Here is a 17,441-nt window from a genome sequence, read left to right as displayed (position 1 = left end):
AAGATCACGACAGAAACTCCAGGAGCAAGGACACCGCGATCGGAGCATCGCATGCCTAGGTGGTTCCGCGAGAAGACGCGTGAGGCGAGCACTCCCACCGGTACCCGCCCCACCGCGGCGCTGCTCGGGCTCTCGTCCGAAGCGCGGAGCGTGACCCCGGAAGCACACCCCGAGTGGAGCGAGCGCCCCGGCCTGCTGCGGCGGCTGGACGGCGCGCGCGGCCTGCGGCTCGTCCTGCTGTCCGCGCCCGCCGGGTCCGGCAAGTCCGCCCTCGTCACCCAGTGGCTGGCGGCGGACCAGGATCGGCCCGCCGCCTGGGTGACCGCCGACCGCGGCCTGAACGCCGGTGACGCGCTCTGGGATGCCCTCGCGCGCGCCGCGAGCACGGCGCTGCCCGGGATGGACGACCTGCGCAAGCACCACCGGGGGCCGCCCCTGCCGCACCTGATCACCAGCTTGGCGGCCCTGGAGCAGCCCGTCGTGCTCGTGCTGGACGACCTGCACACGCTGGGCGACCCGGACTGCCTGCGCAGCCTGGAGTTCTTCATCGACCACCTGCCTCCCACCACGCAGCTCGTGCTCATCACCCGTTCGGAGCCGGCGCTGCCGCTGCCGCAGTACCGGATGGCCGGCGACCTGCTGGAGCTGCGCATGGCCGACCTGGCCTGGACGCGGGAGGAGGCGGCCACGCTGGTGCGCCGGCTGTCCGGCATGCTGCTGCGCGACGCCGACCTGGACCGGCTGCTCGACGCGACCGAGGGGTGGACGATCGCGCTGCGCCTCGCGGCGCTGTCGTTACGGATCTCCGCCGATCCCGTCGAGTTCGTGGCCGAGTTCAGCGGCACCCATCGCCTGATCGCCGACTACCTGCACGAGGAGGTGCTCGGCTCGGTCGCGCCCGAGCTGCGGCGCTTCCTGCGCCGGATCTCCGTCCTCGACCGGTTCACGGCGCCGCTGTGCGACGCGGTCGCCGGCACCGCCAACGCCGTGACGCTCCTCCAGGTCGTCGAGCGGGCGAACCTGTTCCTCGTCCCTCTGGACGACCATCGCCGCTGGTACCGGCTGCACCACATGTTCCGGCAGACGCTCCGCAACGACCTGGCCGACGCCGAGCCGGACGCGGTCGCGCAGTCGCACCTGCGCGCGAGCGACTGGTACGCGGGCCGCGGCCTGATCCTGGAGGCGACGGAGCACGCCCGCGAGAGCGGCGCGCTGGGCCACCTCACCCGCCTGTTCGAGGCCAACTGGATGGAGTACGTCAGCACCGGCCGGCTCGACCTCGTGCAGAGCTGGATGGACGCGACGGCGGGCGGCCGCGGCGAGGGCGATCCCGTCGCGGCGGTCTGCGCCGCCTGGCTGGCCGCCCTGTCCGGCGACCGCGCGGCCACCCGGCACTGGGTCCGCCTCGCCACGACGCTGCGGCACGAGGGGCCGCTGCCGGACGGGGCGCCCTCGCTGCGGTTCGCGGTGAACCTGCTGAGGGCGCTGTTCGGGTACGACGGCGTGCCCGCGATGGTGGAGTCCGGCTGGATCGCCTGCGAGCTGGAGGACGATCCGACGTCGCGGTGGTACGCCCCCTCGCGGGCGGGGCTGGCGTACGGGATGTACCTGATGGGCGACGACAAGGGGGCGCTGGCGTTCGCGGCGGAGGCGGCGCAGAGCGGCACGAGCTGGCCGCCGTTCCGGATCATGGCCCTGTCCGTGCTGGCGCTCGCGCTCTGCGACCTCGGGCGGGCCGCCGAGGCGGGCGAGCCGGCCAGGGCGGCGTACGGCCTGTCGGAGGACCACGGCTACATCGAGTCGCCGCACGCGGCCCTGCCCGTCGCGGCGCTGGGCACCGTGCTGGCCCGCGAGGGCCGGCCCGCCGACGCCAGGTCGCTCCTGGAGCACGCGCTCGCGCTGCGCGGCGGCGTGGTGGGCCTGTCGGGCTGGCCGACGCTGAACCTCCTCACCGCGCTCGCCGACACCTGCCTGGACGCCGGGGACCGGGGCGCCGCCAGCGCCTACCTCGTCCAGGCCCGGCATCTGCTGGCCACCGAGCAGGACAGCGGCGAGCACCTGCGCACCAAGCTCGCCCATGTGCACGCCCGGCTCACCCACCTCCTGCCCGCCGACCCGGCCAAGGGCACGGCGCTGACCGACATCCTGACCGTCCGGGAGGAGGCCGTGCTGCGGCTGCTGCTGGAGAACCTGTCCATCCGCGAGATCGGCCTGCAGCTCTTCGTCTCACCCAACACCGTCAAGACGCATACCCGATCCATCTACCGCAAGCTCGGGGTGACCTCCCGCGCGGAGGCGGTCCAGCTCGTCCGCCATCTCAGACTGCTGTGACCGGAGCCGGTGTCACCCGGAAGATGTGAAGGCGGGCGGCTCCAACCGGGTCAGCATCCTGCCCAGCAGGGCCTGTACATCGGTTGGGGAGGTCGCTATGCCTGGCGAAGACGCACACCTCGGCTCCGCCGCGCCACCCGTGGTTCCTGACCAGGCGGTGAGCGAGCCGGCGGAGACCGACGAGCTGGAGCGCCTGCGTGCCGAGGTGGCCGAGCTGCGCGGCCGGCTGGAGGACCGCACGCGGCGGCGCCGGCACGCCCACCTGGCCCGCCGGATCATCGCCGCCGTCCTGGTCGCCGTGGCCGGGTTCGGCGCGGTGTGCTCGGCCATCGGCCTGTGGGGGGCGCGCACCACGCTCGACACCGAGCGCTGGGTGGCGACGGTGGAGAGCCTGCCGGCGCATCCCGAGGTGACCAACGCGATGGCGACCTACCTCACCGACCAGGTCTTCACCGCGCTGCACGTCGAGCAGCGCCTGGCGGAGGTGCTGCCGCCGCGGGCCACGTTCCTGGCGGGCCCGGTGACCGGCGCCGTCCACGGCTACACCAAGGACCTGGTCACCAGGTTCATGGGCACCGAGCAGTTCCGTACGCTGTGGACCGACGCCAACCGGTTCGCGCACGCGCAGATCCTGGCGATCCTGGAGGGCCGCAGCCAGACGGTCTCCGTGTCGGGCACGACGGTGACGCTCAATCTGCTGCCCGTGGTGAACAACCTCCTGGTCACCATCGAGCAGCGGCTGCCGACCATCTTCGGCAAGCGGCTCGACCTGCCCACCCTCACCTCGGGAACCGTGCCGCCCGGCCTGCGCGAGCGCATCGAGACCGCCGTCGGCGTGACGCTGCCCGCCGACTTCGCGCAGATCAGGATGTACGACCGGCCGATGCTGGGCCAGCTCCAGGAGGCGATGCTGACGTTCAAGCGGAGCGTGGTGCTGCTGATCGGCGGCTCCGTGCTGGCACTCGGCCTGGCCCTGTGGATCTCCCCGCACCGCAGGCGCACGCTGCTGCAGTGGGGGCTGTGGCTGTCGATCTCGGCGGTGGTCCTGACCAGCGGGCTGCGGGCGGTGCGCGACCAGCTCCTCGCCCTGGTGCCCGAGGGCGTCTACCGGCAGGGGGTGTCCGTGGCGGTCTACGACATCTTCACCGAGCTGCGCACCTGGGGGATCTGGCTGCTGTGGGCGGGCGTCGTGATCGCGGCCGTCTGCTATCTCGTGGGGCCCGGCCGCATCCCGGTCTGGCTGCGGGGCAACGCGGTGCGGGGCGCCCGCTCCGGCTGGGAGGCGGCGCGTTCCGCCGGGAGGAACGAGCGGCTGCGCACGTGGACCGGGCGCTACCTCGACGTGCTGCGGGTCGGCGGGATCGTGGTGGCCGCCGTCGTCGCGCTGCTGCTGTCGTCGTGGCTGTCACTGCTCGTGGTGGCGTTGCTGCTGGTGGGTTACGAGGTGCTGGTCACCCTCCTCGCGCGCGGCGGCGAACCGGGGAAGGAGGTCCCGGCGGGCGCGGACGGGCAGGAACCAGCAGGCAGGGACATCACGGCGACGCCGGTGCCGCACTGAGCGGCCGGGGGAGAAGTGAGGGCTCCAGATAGCGGAAAAATCATGTCCGAGGGCTCCACAGCGCGGCGTTCCTGGACGACTATGAGGGAACCAGGACGGACGTCCGGAGGGGGCCATGTACGCCTTGAGAGTGTCCACGGAAGCGGCCCTCGGCCCTTTCTGCTGATGGGACCGCGCGCGCGCCGGGCGCTGCGCTCGCCTCTCGTGTACGTGGTCGTCACCGCCGGTCTGCTCGCGGTGTGGTCGGCGGACCTGTGGACCGGCGCGGCGATGCTGGCCGTCGTCGCCATGGCGGTCGTGCACATCTGGGCCCTGGACAGGCGCGTCGCGAACGCGCTCGCCCCGCTCGGGGTCCCTCCCGTGGTCACCCCGCTGACCAGGACGATCGGCCGTCTGCGGTTCCTGACGGCGCTGGTCATGCCGGTCGCCGCGGGCGTCCTGATCGGCGCGGGGGCGCTGCTCGGGCTGGAGTCGTCCGCCGTGCGCGACGCCGTCGCCGTGCTGATGATCGTGGCCGTGCCCTGGGAGCTGCCGTCCATCGTGGCGGCGGCGCTGGCCACGGGGGCCGTGCGGATGGCGCACGGCCGGACGCTGGTGCGCCGGCCCGCCGCCGTGGAGAAGCTGGGCGCCACCACGGTCGTCTGCACCCGCAGGGCCGGGCTGCTCACCTCGGACCGCGCCTACGTCACCACGGTGGTCGCGGGCGGGCGCGGCTACCAGGTGACGGGAGCGGGCGGCGACCAGGGCGAGATCGCGGAGGGCGGGGTGGCGGTGGGGCCGGGTGACAACCCGGCGCTGGACGCCTGCCTCCAGGCGGGGCTGAGCTGCAACGACGCGCGCGTCGTGGAGCGGGAGGGCGTCTCGTCCGCGGTCGGCGACCCCACCGAACGCGCGCTGCTGGTCAGCGCCGCCAAGCTGGGCCTGGAGAAGGTGTCGCCGCGCGTCGCCACGCTGCCGTACACGCCGGAGCAGCTCTTCATGGCGACCCTGCACGAGCCGGTCGGCGAGGAACCCGCGATGGTGTACGCCAAGGGCGCGGTCGAGCGCGTCCTGTACCTGTGCGACGGGCGGCTCGGCGCCGACGGCCAGGTCGGCGAGCTGGACCGGCGCGAGGTGCTGGCCACCGCGCGGTGGCTGACCCGCCGGGGGCTGCGCGTGCTGGCCTTCGCCTCCGCTCCCGCCGTCACTCCTGGGACGGAACTGACGGAACGGTCCTTACCGCCACTGACGTTCCTGGGGTTGCAGGCGATGCACAGCCCGGTGCTCATCGACGCGCTGGAAGCCGTGCGGGGCTGCCAGGACGCCGGGGTGGGCGTGAAGATCATCACAGGGGACGACGCCGTCATGGCCCGCTCCAGCGCGGCCTGGGTGGGGCTGGCCGAGGGCGCCCTCAGCGGCGCGGAGCTGGCCGACGGCCGCTTCGGCGGGCCGGTGTCGCTCGACCGGGCCACCGTGTTCGCGCGGCTGCTGCCCGAGGAGGAGCGGCGGCTCGTGCGGGCGCTGCGCGACCACAACCACGTGGTGGCCGTCATCGACGGCGAGGCGGCGGGGGCGGGGCGCGGCCAGGCCGACGTCGGCGTCGGCACCCTCATCGGCGACGAGGGCGCCGACGTGATCCTGCCCGGCGGCACGTTCGCGACGGCGGCGGCGGGCATCGCCGAGGGACGGGCCACCCTGGAGGGCGTCGCCCGCTACACCGGCTGCGCGCTCGTGCCGCGCGTGATCGCCTTCGTGGTGGTCCTCGCCGTCCTGCTCGGCCTCGACGTGCCGGTCGAACCCGTCCACCTGCTCTGGCTGAACCTGGCGGCCACGATGGGCCTGATGATCACGCTCAACGCCGAGCTGCGGACGCGCCAGGCGGCGTTCCGGCCGCCGCCGGGACCGGTCAGGTCGCCGCTGGCCCCGGCCCGCCTGGCCGAGGCGCTGCTGGTCGCGGCCGTGCTGGGCGCCCAGGCGTGCGCCCTGTTCGCCTGGGCGATGACGCAGGGGGCGGGGCTCGCCGAGGCGCAGACGGCCGCGCTGGTCTCCACCAGCCTGGTGGTGCTCGCCCGCTCGTCGGCCGCGCTCTTCTTCACCCCCGACGGCCCGCGCGCCGGCCCGTACGACAGGCGGGCCGTCGGCGCGCTGCTGGCCATGGCCGCGCTCCAGCCGGCCCTCGTCTACGTGCCCGCGTTCAACCACCTGTTCGCCACCGCGCCGCTGAGCCTGCCGTTCTGGCCGTTGATCATCGGTGCGGGCGCGGGCGCCTGCGGCATCATCGCGGTGCTCACGGAGCTGGTGCGCCGCGGCGTCCGCCCGCAAGTCACTCGCAACGGGTGATGACCCTCCGGCCCGATCTCGGGAGGCTGGCCGCACGGACGACACGTAGAGGAGGGCGGACATGGCGATCGGACCCGTCCAGCTCATCGTTCTCGGGTTCAACCATCCCGAATTCCACGGCGAGGTCATCGCCGAGCTGGAGCGGCTGCGGCAGAGCGACACCGTGCGCGTGATCGACGCGCTCGCCGTCTACAAGGACAAGGCGGGCGAGATCGAGGTGGAGCACCTCAGCAACCTGACCGAGGAAGAGGCGATCGAGTACGGCACCAAGATCGGAGCCCTCATCGGGCTCGGCATCGAGGGCGAGGAGGGCATCGAGGCGGGCGCGGTGGCCGGCGCCGAGACCGTCATGGAGTCGGGCCTGCACGTGATGCCCTCCGACGAGGAGGTCTGGGACGTCCTGGCGGAGATCCCGAACGACACCGCCGCCGCGCTCATCCTGCTGGAGCACCACTGGGCGGTCCCGCTGCGCGACGCGATCCTGCGGGCGAACGGCTTCCGCATCAGCGACGGCTTCATCAGCCCCTTCGACCTCATCGCGCTGGGGCTGCACACGGCGGAGGAGGCCAAGCGGCTGTCGGTTCTGGAGCAGTCGAGGAACGGGAGGTAGGCACATGTTCGGAGCCAGAAGGGTGGCCAGGCGCACCGGGCGCCGCACGGCCAGGAGGGTGAGCCGTCGCCGCCGGTGACGCAGGCCCCGCGAGGCCCGCCGGTGATGACCGGCGGGCCTCGCGCATGTCTCAGCGGTACGGGCGGGTGAAGACGGTCAGGGCCCAGATGACCGTCACGTACAGGGCGATGAGCGCGATCGACCACAGGGGGCGCTCGGCCAGGTCGAGGAAGTTCGCCAGCGCGCCGAGCGCCGCGAGCACGACGCCGATCGCGCGGGCCGGGCCCACCCCGGCGAAGACGCCGAACCCGGCGAGCCCGATCAGGACGCCCAGCGACAGGTGCACCCAGCCCCACGTCGCCGGGTCGGCGATGAGGATCCGGTGCTCCGTCATCGGGTAGATCGCGTCCTGGTTCACCAGCGCGGCGATCCCCGTGATGACCTGGAAGATCGCGATCATCACCATCACGCAGCCGGCGAACGCGGCGATGCCCACGGCCCACTCCTGCTTGGGGGTCGTCCGGATCGGCGTGTGGTTGTCTGTCATGAGCCACCTCCCACGTTCGTCAGTTCTGCCGTGGTTTCATCCCTCACGGGTGATTCGGGCCGCCTGCGGAAGGCCGGATACTGCGGCCATCGGCGAGACAGCCGAGCGGTCCCGCCGGGCAAGAAGCAGGGAGGCACCATGGAACTACTCCTCCAACTCATCGTCCTGGGCGTTCTGGTCTGGTGGCTGTCGCGGACGGCCCGGCGCATGTGGCGCAAGCACCAGGCCCCGCCGCCCCCCACGGGCGAGCACGACGCCGGCGTCTGGGTGAACCCCGTCCGCTGGGCCAGGATCGTCGCGGAGCTGGAGGAGGAGGAGCGGGAGGGCGAGGCGCAGCAGCGGGACCGGCGGCGCTGGGACGACCGGCGCCGCGGGTGGTTCGGCGGGCCGTGACGCCCCAGCGGGGACGTCACTGGAGGCGCGGCGGCGGGGCGGGCTGCCCCGGCCGGATCGTGGAGTAGCCGACCTTGGGCAGCAGCGTCAGGATGACCAGCCCGACGGCGAGGTTGGCGAAGCCCGTGAGGAGCTGGTCGAGCAGGGGGGCTTCCACGGTGAAGGGCAGGACGGCGCAGGCCACGGTGATGAGCCCGATGATCCAGCCGAAGTAGGCCAGCGGGCGCGGCGTGAGCGCGACCATGAGCAGCAGGATCAGCGTGGCGATGAGCGCCCCCGCGCCGGCGGAGATGACGTACAGGGTCGTGCCGGAGGCGCGGGTCAGCCCCCTGCTCTCCGGGGTCAGCAGCTCGGCGTGGAAGACGGCCCGCGCGATCAGCACGGCCACCCACGCCACCAGCGCGGCGACCAGGGCGGTGGCCAGGCCGCCGCCCCAGAGCCGGCGCATGTCGATCACAGGGGGAGGGGGAGAGGCGGGCGCGAGCTGCGGTTCGCCGTCGTACCTGGAGTACTCCATCGTCATTCGCCCTTCATGGGGATCGGTGGTCAGGGTGCGGCCGGATCGACCGTGAAGACGTGGGTGGCCCAGCCGCCGAGCTCGACGTACAGGCCCTCGGTGTGCATGGAGTCGCCGGCCCGCTCGTGGACGGCGCCGGTGAGCAGGTCGCGCAGGATCCACTGCCGGTCCGGCAGCTCGGGCCAGGGCAGCGGCACGCGGGCCTGCGCGGGACGGTCCTGAAGGTTGACCACGACCAGGTGCCGCGCGTCCGGCCCGGTCCAGGCCCAGGCCAGCAGGCCGGCGCACGACTGGTTGTCCGGCCAGCCGTGGCAGTCCAGCAGCCGCCACTCGCCCTGCCGCATGCCGGACGAGACCACCGCGGCGATCAGCCGCTCGTGGAACTCGCGCAGGCCCTCGGCGACGGGCTCGTCGGGGCGGCGGGCCAGGAAGACCGGCACCCGGGTCCGGCGGCCCTCGAACTGGCCCTCCTGCCACAGGGTCGCGCCCGGCAGGGTCGCGATCATCGTCGCCGCCGCCCGCTCCTTGGCCTGGTGCATGGTGCCGGCGGCCCTGGGCTCGTCGTGGTTCTCCAGGAACCGCACCAGGCGCCGCTGGTAGGGCAGCTCGGCGGTCAGGTGCGCCCGCACGGAGCCGGGGTCGCCGCCGAGCAGCCGGTCGTAGAGCCGCTTGTCGTAGCAGTAGTCGAAGCCCTGCTGCTGCAGCGTCCACTCCATGTCCCAGTACGCCTCGGCCACGAACGTCATCCCGGGATGCCGCTTCCTGACCCGGTCGATGACGGACGGCCAGAAGTCCTTGGCGGGCGGCTTGCCGGCCCGCGCGCCCCACGTCCTGGCGAACACCTCGTTGGTCATGAGCATCGCCATGTCGCAGCGGACCCCGTCGCAGTGCTCGCCGATGCGCAGCAGCGTCTCCACGGTTGAGGTGCGCAGCCCCTGGGAGAAGGCGTTGAGCTGGACGACGTCCGGCCACGGCGGGAAGAACGGGTCCCGGCCCCTGGCGTAGACGTAACCGCCGCGTTCGAGGAAGGCGGCCGGGTCGCCGGCCAGGTCGGCGGCGCCGCCCCGGACGAAGTAGTCGGGGTGCGCCGCCACCCACGGATGGTCCGGGGCCACATGGTTGGGGACGTAGTCGAGCAGCAGCGCGATGTCGCGCCGGTTCAGCTCGGCCCGCGCCGCCGCCAGCCCCTCGGGGCCGCCGAGGCCCTCGTCGGCGACGTAGTCGCGCACGCAGTACGGCGACCCGGCGATGTCGTCGTCGGCGACGCCGGGCAGCGCGTCGCCGAAGCCCCGCCGCAGCTCCGGGTCGGCCAGCGCGATGGCGCGGCCCTCGGGGCTGCGCTGCCAGACGCCCATCAGCCAGAGGGTGTCGATGCCGGGCGGGGTCACCTCGTCCCACGCCTCCTTGGGCACGTCCTGGAGGCGGGCCGGGCAGCCGAAGCGGCGAGCCACGTCGCTGAGCCACACCTGGGTGTCGATCTCGTAGATCATCGGTGCGCGTCGGTGCCTCATCGTCACGGCTCCTTGGTCCGGTGCCCTGCCAGCAGGTCTGCGGCGGAGAGGTTGCCGAAAAGGATCATGAAGACGGCGACGTCGGCCGTCCATCCGGTCTGGTGCGCGGCCCCCAGCCCGGCCCCGTTGTCCCCGTGGAAGTACTCGTGGAACTGGATCAGGTCCCGCCAGTGCGGGTCCTCCTGGTAGAGCCGCAGCCCGCCGTACAGGGGGCGGTGGCCGTCCTGGTCGCGCAGGAAGATGCGGGTGAGCCGGGCGGCCAGCTCCCTGCCCACCTCGAACAGCGTCATCCGGTTGCCGGACCCGGTGGGGCACTCGACGGTGAAGTCGTCGCCGTAGAAGACGTACAGGTTCAGCAGCGCCCGGATGATCAGCGCGTTCATCGGCACCCAGACCGGGCCCCGCCAGTTGGAGTTGCCGCCGAACATGCCGCTGTCGGACTCGGCCGGCACGTAGCGGACCTGGAAGGTCTCCTCGCCCACCCGGAACTCGTAGGGGTGGTCGAGGTGGTGGCGCGACAGGGAGCGGATGCCGTACGGGCTGAGGAACTCCTCCTCGTCCAGCATGCGGGCCAGCACCCGCCGGAGCTTGCCCTCGTCCAGCAGCGACAGCAGCCGCCGCCCGCCCACGCCCTGCCGGTCGGCGGCCGACATGCCGCCGCGCAGCCACGGATGCCGCTCCGCGAAGCGGCGGACCTTCGCCGCCAGCGGCCCCTCCTCGCCCTCGGCGGCGCGCGGCGGGAAGACCGTGGACGCGCACAGCGGCAGCAGCCCCACCAGCGAGCGCACCTTCAGCCGCGTGCCGGAGCCGTCGGGCAGCCGCAGGACGTCGTAGAAGAAGCCGTCGGCCTCGTCCCACATCTCGTCCTTGACGTCGCCCACCCGGTCGGTGGCGGCGGCGATCCACAGGAAGTGCCCGGCGAACTTGACCGCGAGGTCGTCGTAGTCGGGGTCGTGCTCGGCCAGCTCCACGGCGAGCTGCAACATGTTCTGCGCGTAGAACGCCATCCAGGCGGTGCCGTCGGCCTGGTCCAGCGACCCGCCGGTGGGCAGCGGGGCGCTGCGGTCGAACACGCCGATGTTGTCCAGGCCGAGGAAGCCGCCCTCGTAGACGTTGCGGCCCTCGGGGTCCTTGCGGTTGAGCCACCAGGCGAAGTTCAGCAGCAGCTTCTGGAACACCCGCTGCAGGAAGTCCAGGTCGCCCCGGCCGCGAAGCTGCGTCTCCAGCAGGTAGATGAATCGGGCCGCCCAGGCGTGCACGGGCGGGTTGACGTCGCTGAAGTTCCACTCGTAGGCCGGGATCTGGCCGCTGAGGTGCAGGTACCTGTCGTCCAGCAGCAGCTCCACCTGGTGCTTGGCCAGGTCGAGGTCGACGACGGCCAGCGCGACCGCGTGGAAGGCCAGGTCCCACGCCGCGAACCAGGGGTACTCCCACTTGTCCGGCATGACGATGATGTCGTGCGCGTCCATCCCGAACCAGCCGTGGTTGCGCCGGTCCGACGGGGTCCACGGGTCCTGCCCGTGCGCCCTGAGCCAGCCGTCCAGGTCGTAGCAGTAGAACTGCTTGCTCCACAGCAGCCCGGACAGCGCCTGGCGCAGCACCGCCGCCTCGTCCTCGCCGGAGCCCGCCGGGGTCAGCTCGGCGTAGAAGGCGTCGGCCTCGGCCCGCCGCCGGTCGAAGATCTCCGCGAAGGCCGCGCCGAGCGGGTCGGCGACCTCGCCCGCGGCCATTCTGAGCCGCACGGTCGCCGTGCCGCCCGCGGGGACGGTCAGCACGTGGTGCGCCGCCGCCTTGGTGCCGGTCCTGTCCGGATTGACGGCGTCCCGCTCGCCGTCCACGACGTGGCGGCCGATGCCGTCCTTGACGTACGGCGCGGTGTTGGGGCTGCCGAACACCCGCTCGTTGTTCGTCTCGTTCTCCGTGAACAGCAGCGGCGCGCCCTCCTGGAAGTACACGTGGTACGTGCCCAGCTCCTCGTGCTCGGCCCGGACGACGGAGCCGCCGCTCGCGCGCATGGCCGGCTTGGCGGTGCCGCCCGGCCACGACCAGGTCTTGCGGAACCACACCGTCGGCAGCACGTGCACGTCGGCCTGCTCGGGGCCGCGGTTGGCGACGGTGATCTCGACCAGCACGTCCTCGGGCGCCGCCTTGGCGTACTCGACGAAGACGTCGAAGTAGCGGTTGCCGTCGAAGACGCCCGTGTCGAGCAGCTCGTACTCGAACGCCTGCCGGTCCCGGCCGCCGTTGACGGCCACCAGGTCGCCGTAGGGGAACTCGGCCTGCGGGTACTTGTACAGGAACCGCATGTAGGAGTGCGTGGGCGTGTTGTCGAGGTAGTAGTAGTACTCCTTGACGTCCTCGCCGTGGTTGCCCTCGCCGTTGGTCAGCCCGAACGGCCGCTCCTTCAGTATCGGGTCCCTGCCGTTCCACAGCGCCACCGACAGGCACAGGCGCTGCCGGTCGTCGCTGATGCCGCCGAGGCCGTCCTCGCCCCAGCGGTAGGCGCGCGAGCGGGCGTGGTCGTGCGGCAGGTAGTTCCACGCCTCGCCGGAGCCGCCGTAGTCCTCGCGGACCGTGCCCCACTGGCGTTCGCTGAGATAGGGGCCCCATCGGCGCCACGGCGCGTCCGGCGCGGCCGACTGCTCCAGCCGTTGGCTCTCCGCGTTCATGCGAGCACCTCCCAAGGTCACTGTCCGCAGCAAACGTCCACCCTGCGGAGGCGGGCGTTCATCACCCCCCGAGGGTGAACACGGCCCCGCTCACCCTGTGCGGGTGATGATGCGGACCCTCCGGTGAGCGTCTGCTGGGAGCTGAAGAAATCGGACAGGAAGGAGTGCGCGATGGCGGACCTGATCGCGATCGGCTACCCGGACGAGGCGACGGCATACGAGGCCGAGCGCGAGGTTCAGCGTCTCACCAGCGAGCTGATCATCCAGCCCGACGCCGTGGCGGTGATCTCACGTGACGTCGAGGGCAAGCTGCACGTCAGCACGCACCACCAGCCGGTGGCCAGCGGGGCCACCTGGGGCATGTTCTGGGGGCTGCTGTTCGGCATGCTGTTCTTCGTGCCGTTCCTCGGCATGGCCATGGGAGCGGGACTCGGCGCCATCATGGGCAAGGTGGAGAAGTCCGGCATCGACCGGGCCTTCCAGGCGCAGGTGCGCGACATGCTGCAGCCGGGCACCTCCGCGCTGTTCCTGGTGGTGGAGAAGGTGACCCCGGACAAGGCCGTGGCCGCGCTCAGCAAGTACGGCGGCACCGTCCTGAAGTCCTCCCTGTCGCGCGAGACCGAGCAGGCGCTGCAGGAGGCCCTGCACGGAGAAGACAAGTAAGCCGTACAGGGAAGGCGGGGAGACCCATGGGCTTGCTCTACAGACGCAGACGGCCACTACGCAACGCCGCGATGCTGGCCGGCGCGGGCGTGCTGGCCTACCAGGCAGGCAAACGCCAGGCCCAGGAGACGGAGTACGACCAGGACCCGTACGAGCCGTCCGGCGCGGAACCGAGCGGCGGCGGAATGGCCGACCAGCTCGAAAGGCTGAAGGCGCTGCTCGACCAAGGCGCCATCAGCGAGGAGGAGTACCGGGCCGCCAAGCAGCAGGTCCTGTCCCGCTGACAGCTAGCAGATGAGGAGGTGCCCGGAGGTGGAATTCGGCCCCCTGCAGTTGCTGGTGGTGGTGTTCAAGGACCCGCACTTCACGGGCGGAGTCCTCACCGAGCTGCATCGGTTACGGGAGCACGACATCGTCCGGCTGATCGACATGCTGGTCGTGCGCAAGAACGAGCACGGCGCGCTCACCACGCTGGAGATGAGTGATCTGTCGGCCGAGGAACGGCACCAGTTCGGCATGGTCGTCGGCTCCCTGGTGGGGTTCGGCGCCGAAGGCGACAAGGGCGTGGACAAGGGCGCGGAGGCCGGCGCCGCGATCATCGGTGACGGGCTCTTCGACGACGAGGAGCGCTGGGCCATCGCCGACGCCGTGCCCGTCGGCGCGGCCGCCGCGATCGCGCTGCTGGAGCACCGCTGGGCGATGCCGCTGCGCACGGCCATCGGTGAGGCCGGCGGCACAGCGGTCACGGACGCCTGGATCCACCCGGCCGACTTCGTGGCGACCGGTGCGGCCCTCGCCGCCCAGCACCAGCAAAAGTCGTTCGGCCAAGGAGGAGACAGATGACAGGCAAGACCTATTCGCCCAGGCGACAGAGCTGGGTCGCGGGCGCGGCCCTGTTCGCCGCCATCATGATGATCACCGTGGGCTTCTTCCAGGCCCTCGAAGGCATCGCGGCCATCATCGCCAACGAGTTCTACGTCCCCACCCGCAACTACATCTACGTGATCGACGTGACCGCCTGGGGCTGGATCCACCTGGTGCTCGGCGTCGCGGTCGGCGTCGCGGGCTGGGGCGTCATGGTAGCCCAGCTCTGGGCGCGCATCGTCGGCATCGCCGCGGCCGTGCTGAGCGCGGTGGCGAACTTCTTCTTCATCCCCTACTACCCGTTCTGGGCGATGTTGATCATCGCGCTGGACATCTTCATCATCTGGACGCTCTGCGTGTACGGCAAGCGCGAGGCCAGGGAAGCGGGGATGCGAGAGAGCTGACCGGACGACGCAGGTCCCCGCCGTAACGGCGGGGACCTGCGTGTTTCCCGTCAGTAGTAGGGCCGGCCGACGTACACGGCGCGCTGGCGGCGGGCGGCGCCTGCCACCCAGTGCAGCACGTCGAGGAAGGCCGCGAAGACCACCCAGGCCCACGCCCCGCCGGACAGGCCGTTGGTCGGGTAGTACAGGAGCACGTACGTGAGCGTGGCGAACGGCAGCAGGACGACGCCGAGCAGCGGGATGATCCAGGTGCCGAAGGCGGCGTCGACGAGGGCCGGCCGGGCCACCCAGACGAACAGCAGCATGAGGCGGGGAAACGCGGCGGCGAGCAGCACGAACAGGCATCCCATGGGCGTCCTCCTGACGGGGGCCGAAGTGTCACTCCACAGCCAAACGCCGCAGGCCGGGCGCCGCCTCACCCGCCGCGGGCGACAGCTCCCGGCATCTCATCCTCGGAGGGTGATGCGACAGGGCGCCGCGAAATGTGACTCTCCTTGCGAGATTCACGACCGGCTGGTCAGGAGGAGGGTGCAATGGCAGAGCAAGTTTCCGCCAGCTCCACGGGATCGGCGGCGGAGGAGAAGAAGCCCGTCAGCGGCTGGGCCGTGGGCGGGGCCATCTTCGCCGGCACGATGATGGTGATGATCGGCATGTTCCAGGCGTTCGAAGGGCTGGCCGCGGTTCTGCAGGGCGAGTTCTACGTCGTCGCGCCGGACTACGTCTACACCTTCGACGTCACCGTGTGGGGCTGGATCCACCTCATCGTCGGGACCCTCGCCGCCGTGGCGGGGTTCTTCGTCTTCACCGGGCAGCTCTGGGCCCGGATCGTGGGCATCGGGCTCGCGGTGCTGAACGCCATCGCTCAGTTCCTGTTCATGCCCTACTATCCGGTCTGGTCGCTGCTCATGATCGCCATGGACGTGCTGGTGATCTGGGCCCTGTGCCTGTACCACAAGGGCGCGATCAAGGACGACGACTACTACTACACACCCATGTACTACTAGAGGCGCGGGAGACGGCGAAGGGCATGAGACCCCAGGGGGAGTCTCATGGCCTTCGTCGTTCCGTCCTGTCAGACAAGCCCCGTCCACTGCGCGGGGCCGAGGTCGCCGGGGCCGCCGTAGTCGCCGGCGGGGGTGACCAGCGTGCCCGCCTTGCCGTCGAGGATCGCCCCGGCGTCCGCCAGCGCCCCGATCGCGCCGAGGCGGCCGGTCAGCTCCACGAACCGGCAGACCGCCTCCACCTTCGGCCCCATCGAGCCGGCGGGGAACCTCTCGCGGCGCAGCTCCGCCGGCGTGGCCCGGGAGATCGGCTCGGCGCCGGGCGTGCCGTAGCCCCGCTGCACCGCCGCGACGTCGGTGAGCAGCAGCAGCGCGTCGGCCTCCAGCGCCTCCGCCAGCTTCGCGGTCGCCAGGTCCTTGTCGATGACCGCCTCGACGCCCTCCAGCCGGCCGGCCTCGTTGCGGACGACCGGCACGCCGCCGCCGCCCGCGCAGACCACGACCGCCCCCGACGCCAGCAGCAGCCGGATCGTCCGGCTCTCCACCATGTGCAGCGGCTCGGGCGAGGGCACCACCCTGCGCCAGTGCTCACCGTCCCGGGCGAAGCTCCACTCGCGGCTGCCGGCCAGCTCGCGGGCCTTGTCCTCCTCGTACACCGGCCCGACGAACTTCGTCGGCGCGGCGAAGGCCGGGTCGGCGGCCGAGACGAGGGTCTGGTTGATCAGGGCGGCGACCTGACGGCCCGGCAGCGCGTTCTGCAACGACTGCAGGAGCCAGTAACCGATCATGCCCTGGGTCTGCGCGCCCAGCACGTCGAACGGGTAGGGCACGGTCAGGCTCGGGTCGGCGGCGCTCTCCAGCGCCAGCAGGCCGACCTGAGGGCCGTTGCCGTGCGTGATGACGACCTCGTGCCGCGCGGCCAGCGGGGCCAGCGCGGTGACCGCGGCCACCGCGTTGGCCCACTGGACGGAGGCGTCGGGACGCTGGCCGCGTTCGAGCAGGGCGTTGCCACCGAGGGCAGCCACGATCCGCATGACGCCGTCCCCCCTCAGGCGCCCAGAGTGGCGAGCATGATGGCCTTGATGGTGTGCATCCGGTTCTCGGCCTGGTCGAAGACGATCGAGTAGTGCGACTCGAAGACCTCGTCGGTGACCTCCAGCGCGGCCATGCCCGTCTTGTCGTACAGCTCCGCGCCCACCTTCGTGCGGCGGTCGTGGAAGGCGGGCAGGCAGTGCATGAACCGCACGTGCGGGTTGCGGGTCGCCCTGATCATCTCGTCGTTGACCTGGTAGCCGCGCAGCAGCGCGATGCGCTCGTCCCACACCTCCTTGGGCTCGCCCATGGAGACCCAGACGTCGGTGTAGAGGAAGTCGGCGCCCGCCACGCCCTCCTCGACGTCGTCGGTGTGCGTGATCCTGGCGCCCGTCCGCTCGGCGAGGAAGCGCGCCTGCTTGATGACGTCCTCGTGGTTCCACAGCGAGCGCGGGGCCACCATGCGCACGTCCATGCCCATCATGACGCCGGCCACCAGCAGCGAGTTGCCCACGTTGTTGCGGGCGTCGCCGAGGTAGGCGAACGCGATCTCCTGGTCGCGCTTGTTGCTGTGCTCGCGCATGGTCAGCATGTCGCAGAGCGTCTGGGTGGGGTGCCACTCGTTGGTCAGGCCGTTCCACACCGGCACGCCGGCCAGCCGGCCCAGCGTCTCCACGTGCTCCTGGGCGAAGCCCCTGAACTCGATGGCGTCGAACATCCGCCCGAGCACCCGCGCGGTGTCCTCGACCGACTCCTTGTGGCCGAGCTGCGAGCCGTCCGGGTCGAGGTAGGTGACGTGCGCGCCCTGGTCGTGCGCGGCGACCTCGAACGCGCAGCGGGTGCGGGTGGAGGTCTTCTCGAAGATGAGCGCGATGTTCTTGCCGGCCAGCCCGGGCCGCTCCAGGCCCGCGTACTTCGCCTTCTTCAGGCTGGCGGACAGGTCCAGTAGCTGCTTCCACTCGGCCGGAGTGAAGTCCAGCTCCTTGAGGAAGTTGCGGCCACGCAGGTTGTAGGTCATTCCG

General features: G+C 71.8%; 17 protein-coding genes. 10 read left to right on the top strand and 7 right to left on the bottom strand.

What is annotated here, in order from left to right; genetic code table 11:
• Window positions 1-51: 51 nt before the first annotated feature.
• The 4 genes from ABD331_RS15675 to ABD331_RS15660 all read left to right on the top strand — a co-directional run bounded on the left by ABD331_RS15675 (window position 52) and on the right by ABD331_RS15660 (window position 6,818).
• On the top strand, window positions 52-2,331 hold the full coding sequence (locus ABD331_RS15675) for a winged helix-turn-helix domain-containing protein (protein ID WP_344475151.1): 2,280 nt from the start codon (window positions 52-54) through the stop codon (window positions 2,329-2,331).
• A gap of 97 nt (window positions 2,332-2,428) precedes the next feature.
• Window positions 2,429-3,889: a hypothetical protein gene (locus tag ABD331_RS15670; protein WP_344475149.1), complete on the top strand. Its 1,461-nt coding sequence runs from the start codon at window positions 2,429-2,431 to the stop codon at window positions 3,887-3,889.
• Window positions 3,890-4,054: 165 nt separating this feature from the next.
• A complete protein-coding gene (locus ABD331_RS15665) occupies window positions 4,055-6,208 on the top strand; it encodes a cation transporting ATPase C-terminal domain-containing protein (RefSeq protein ID WP_344475147.1) in 2,154 nt (717 codons plus the stop codon).
• 61 nt (window positions 6,209-6,269) lie between these two features.
• Window positions 6,270-6,818: a hypothetical protein gene (locus ABD331_RS15660; RefSeq protein ID WP_344475145.1), complete on the top strand. Its 549-nt coding sequence runs from the start codon at window positions 6,270-6,272 to the stop codon at window positions 6,816-6,818.
• Between the two features lie 130 nt (window positions 6,819-6,948).
• Here the strand turns inward: ABD331_RS15660 and ABD331_RS15655 are convergent, their stop codons facing one another.
• On the bottom strand, window positions 6,949-7,365 hold the full coding sequence (locus ABD331_RS15655; RefSeq protein WP_344475143.1) for a DUF7144 family membrane protein: 417 nt from the start codon (window positions 7,363-7,365) through the stop codon (window positions 6,949-6,951).
• A 138-nt stretch (window positions 7,366-7,503) separates the two neighbouring features.
• Here ABD331_RS15655 and ABD331_RS15650 point away from each other — a divergent pair, with 138 nt between their 5' ends.
• Entirely contained in the window at window positions 7,504-7,758 is a 255-nt protein-coding gene (locus ABD331_RS15650) for a hypothetical protein (RefSeq protein ID WP_344475141.1), read from the top strand.
• 16 nt (window positions 7,759-7,774) lie between these two features.
• On the opposite strand, the gene ABD331_RS15645 is transcribed toward ABD331_RS15650, so the two are convergent.
• The 3 genes from ABD331_RS15645 to ABD331_RS15635 are packed head-to-tail and all read right to left on the bottom strand — an operon-like array spanning window position 7,775 to window position 12,455.
• Window positions 7,775-8,281, bottom strand: a complete 507-nt coding sequence (locus tag ABD331_RS15645; RefSeq protein WP_344475139.1) for a DUF6069 family protein — start codon at window positions 8,279-8,281, stop codon at window positions 7,775-7,777.
• Between the two features lie 23 nt (window positions 8,282-8,304).
• On the bottom strand, window positions 8,305-9,786 hold the full coding sequence (locus ABD331_RS15640) for an alpha-amylase family protein (RefSeq protein WP_344475137.1): 1,482 nt from the start codon (window positions 9,784-9,786) through the stop codon (window positions 8,305-8,307).
• 2 nt (window positions 9,787-9,788) lie between these two features.
• Window positions 9,789-12,455: an MGH1-like glycoside hydrolase domain-containing protein gene (locus tag ABD331_RS15635; RefSeq protein WP_344475135.1), complete on the bottom strand. Its 2,667-nt coding sequence runs from the start codon at window positions 12,453-12,455 to the stop codon at window positions 9,789-9,791.
• Window positions 12,456-12,626: 171 nt separating this feature from the next.
• Here ABD331_RS15635 and ABD331_RS15630 point away from each other — a divergent pair, with 171 nt between their 5' ends.
• From ABD331_RS15630 to ABD331_RS15615, 4 genes are read left to right on the top strand one after another with little or no spacing between them, the layout of a single operon-like run.
• Window positions 12,627-13,118, top strand: coding sequence for a DUF1269 domain-containing protein (locus tag ABD331_RS15630; RefSeq protein ID WP_148432748.1), 492 nt, complete (start codon window positions 12,627-12,629; stop codon window positions 13,116-13,118).
• Window positions 13,119-13,144: 26 nt separating this feature from the next.
• Complete coding sequence (locus tag ABD331_RS15625; protein WP_344475132.1) at window positions 13,145-13,402, top strand: SHOCT domain-containing protein; 258 nt, start codon at window positions 13,145-13,147, stop codon at window positions 13,400-13,402.
• A gap of 28 nt (window positions 13,403-13,430) precedes the next feature.
• Window positions 13,431-13,961 (top strand): hypothetical protein, encoded by a 531-nt coding sequence (locus ABD331_RS15620; RefSeq protein ID WP_344475131.1) that lies wholly within the window; start codon window positions 13,431-13,433, stop codon window positions 13,959-13,961.
• On the top strand, window positions 13,958-14,386 hold the full coding sequence (locus tag ABD331_RS15615; RefSeq protein WP_344475130.1) for a DUF7144 family membrane protein: 429 nt from the start codon (window positions 13,958-13,960) through the stop codon (window positions 14,384-14,386). The genes ABD331_RS15620 and ABD331_RS15615 overlap by 4 nt, the downstream gene beginning before the upstream one ends.
• Before the next feature lie 50 nt (window positions 14,387-14,436).
• Here the strand turns inward: ABD331_RS15615 and ABD331_RS15610 are convergent, their stop codons facing one another.
• Complete coding sequence (locus ABD331_RS15610; protein WP_344475128.1) at window positions 14,437-14,736, bottom strand: hypothetical protein; 300 nt, start codon at window positions 14,734-14,736, stop codon at window positions 14,437-14,439.
• A 183-nt stretch (window positions 14,737-14,919) separates the two neighbouring features.
• Between ABD331_RS15610 and ABD331_RS15605 the strand changes: the two genes are divergently transcribed.
• Window positions 14,920-15,390, top strand: coding sequence for a DUF7144 family membrane protein (locus ABD331_RS15605; RefSeq protein ID WP_344475126.1), 471 nt, complete (start codon window positions 14,920-14,922; stop codon window positions 15,388-15,390).
• Window positions 15,391-15,458: 68 nt separating this feature from the next.
• Here ABD331_RS15605 and ABD331_RS15600 read toward each other — a convergent pair whose 3' ends face one another.
• Complete coding sequence (locus tag ABD331_RS15600; RefSeq protein WP_344475124.1) at window positions 15,459-16,421, bottom strand: carbamate kinase; 963 nt, start codon at window positions 16,419-16,421, stop codon at window positions 15,459-15,461.
• 14 nt (window positions 16,422-16,435) lie between these two features.
• Window positions 16,436-17,437, bottom strand: coding sequence for an ornithine carbamoyltransferase (gene argF / locus ABD331_RS15595; protein ID WP_344475122.1), 1,002 nt, complete (start codon window positions 17,435-17,437; stop codon window positions 16,436-16,438).
• Window positions 17,438-17,441: the final 4 nt, after the last annotated feature.

The sequence above is a fragment of the Nonomuraea monospora genome, assembly GCF_039531895.1.
In the GTDB taxonomy this organism is placed as follows: Bacteria; Actinomycetota; Actinomycetes; order Streptosporangiales; family Streptosporangiaceae; genus Nonomuraea; species Nonomuraea monospora.
Note: the sequence above shows the minus strand (reverse complement) of the source record. Positions and strands in the feature narration are given on the sequence as shown.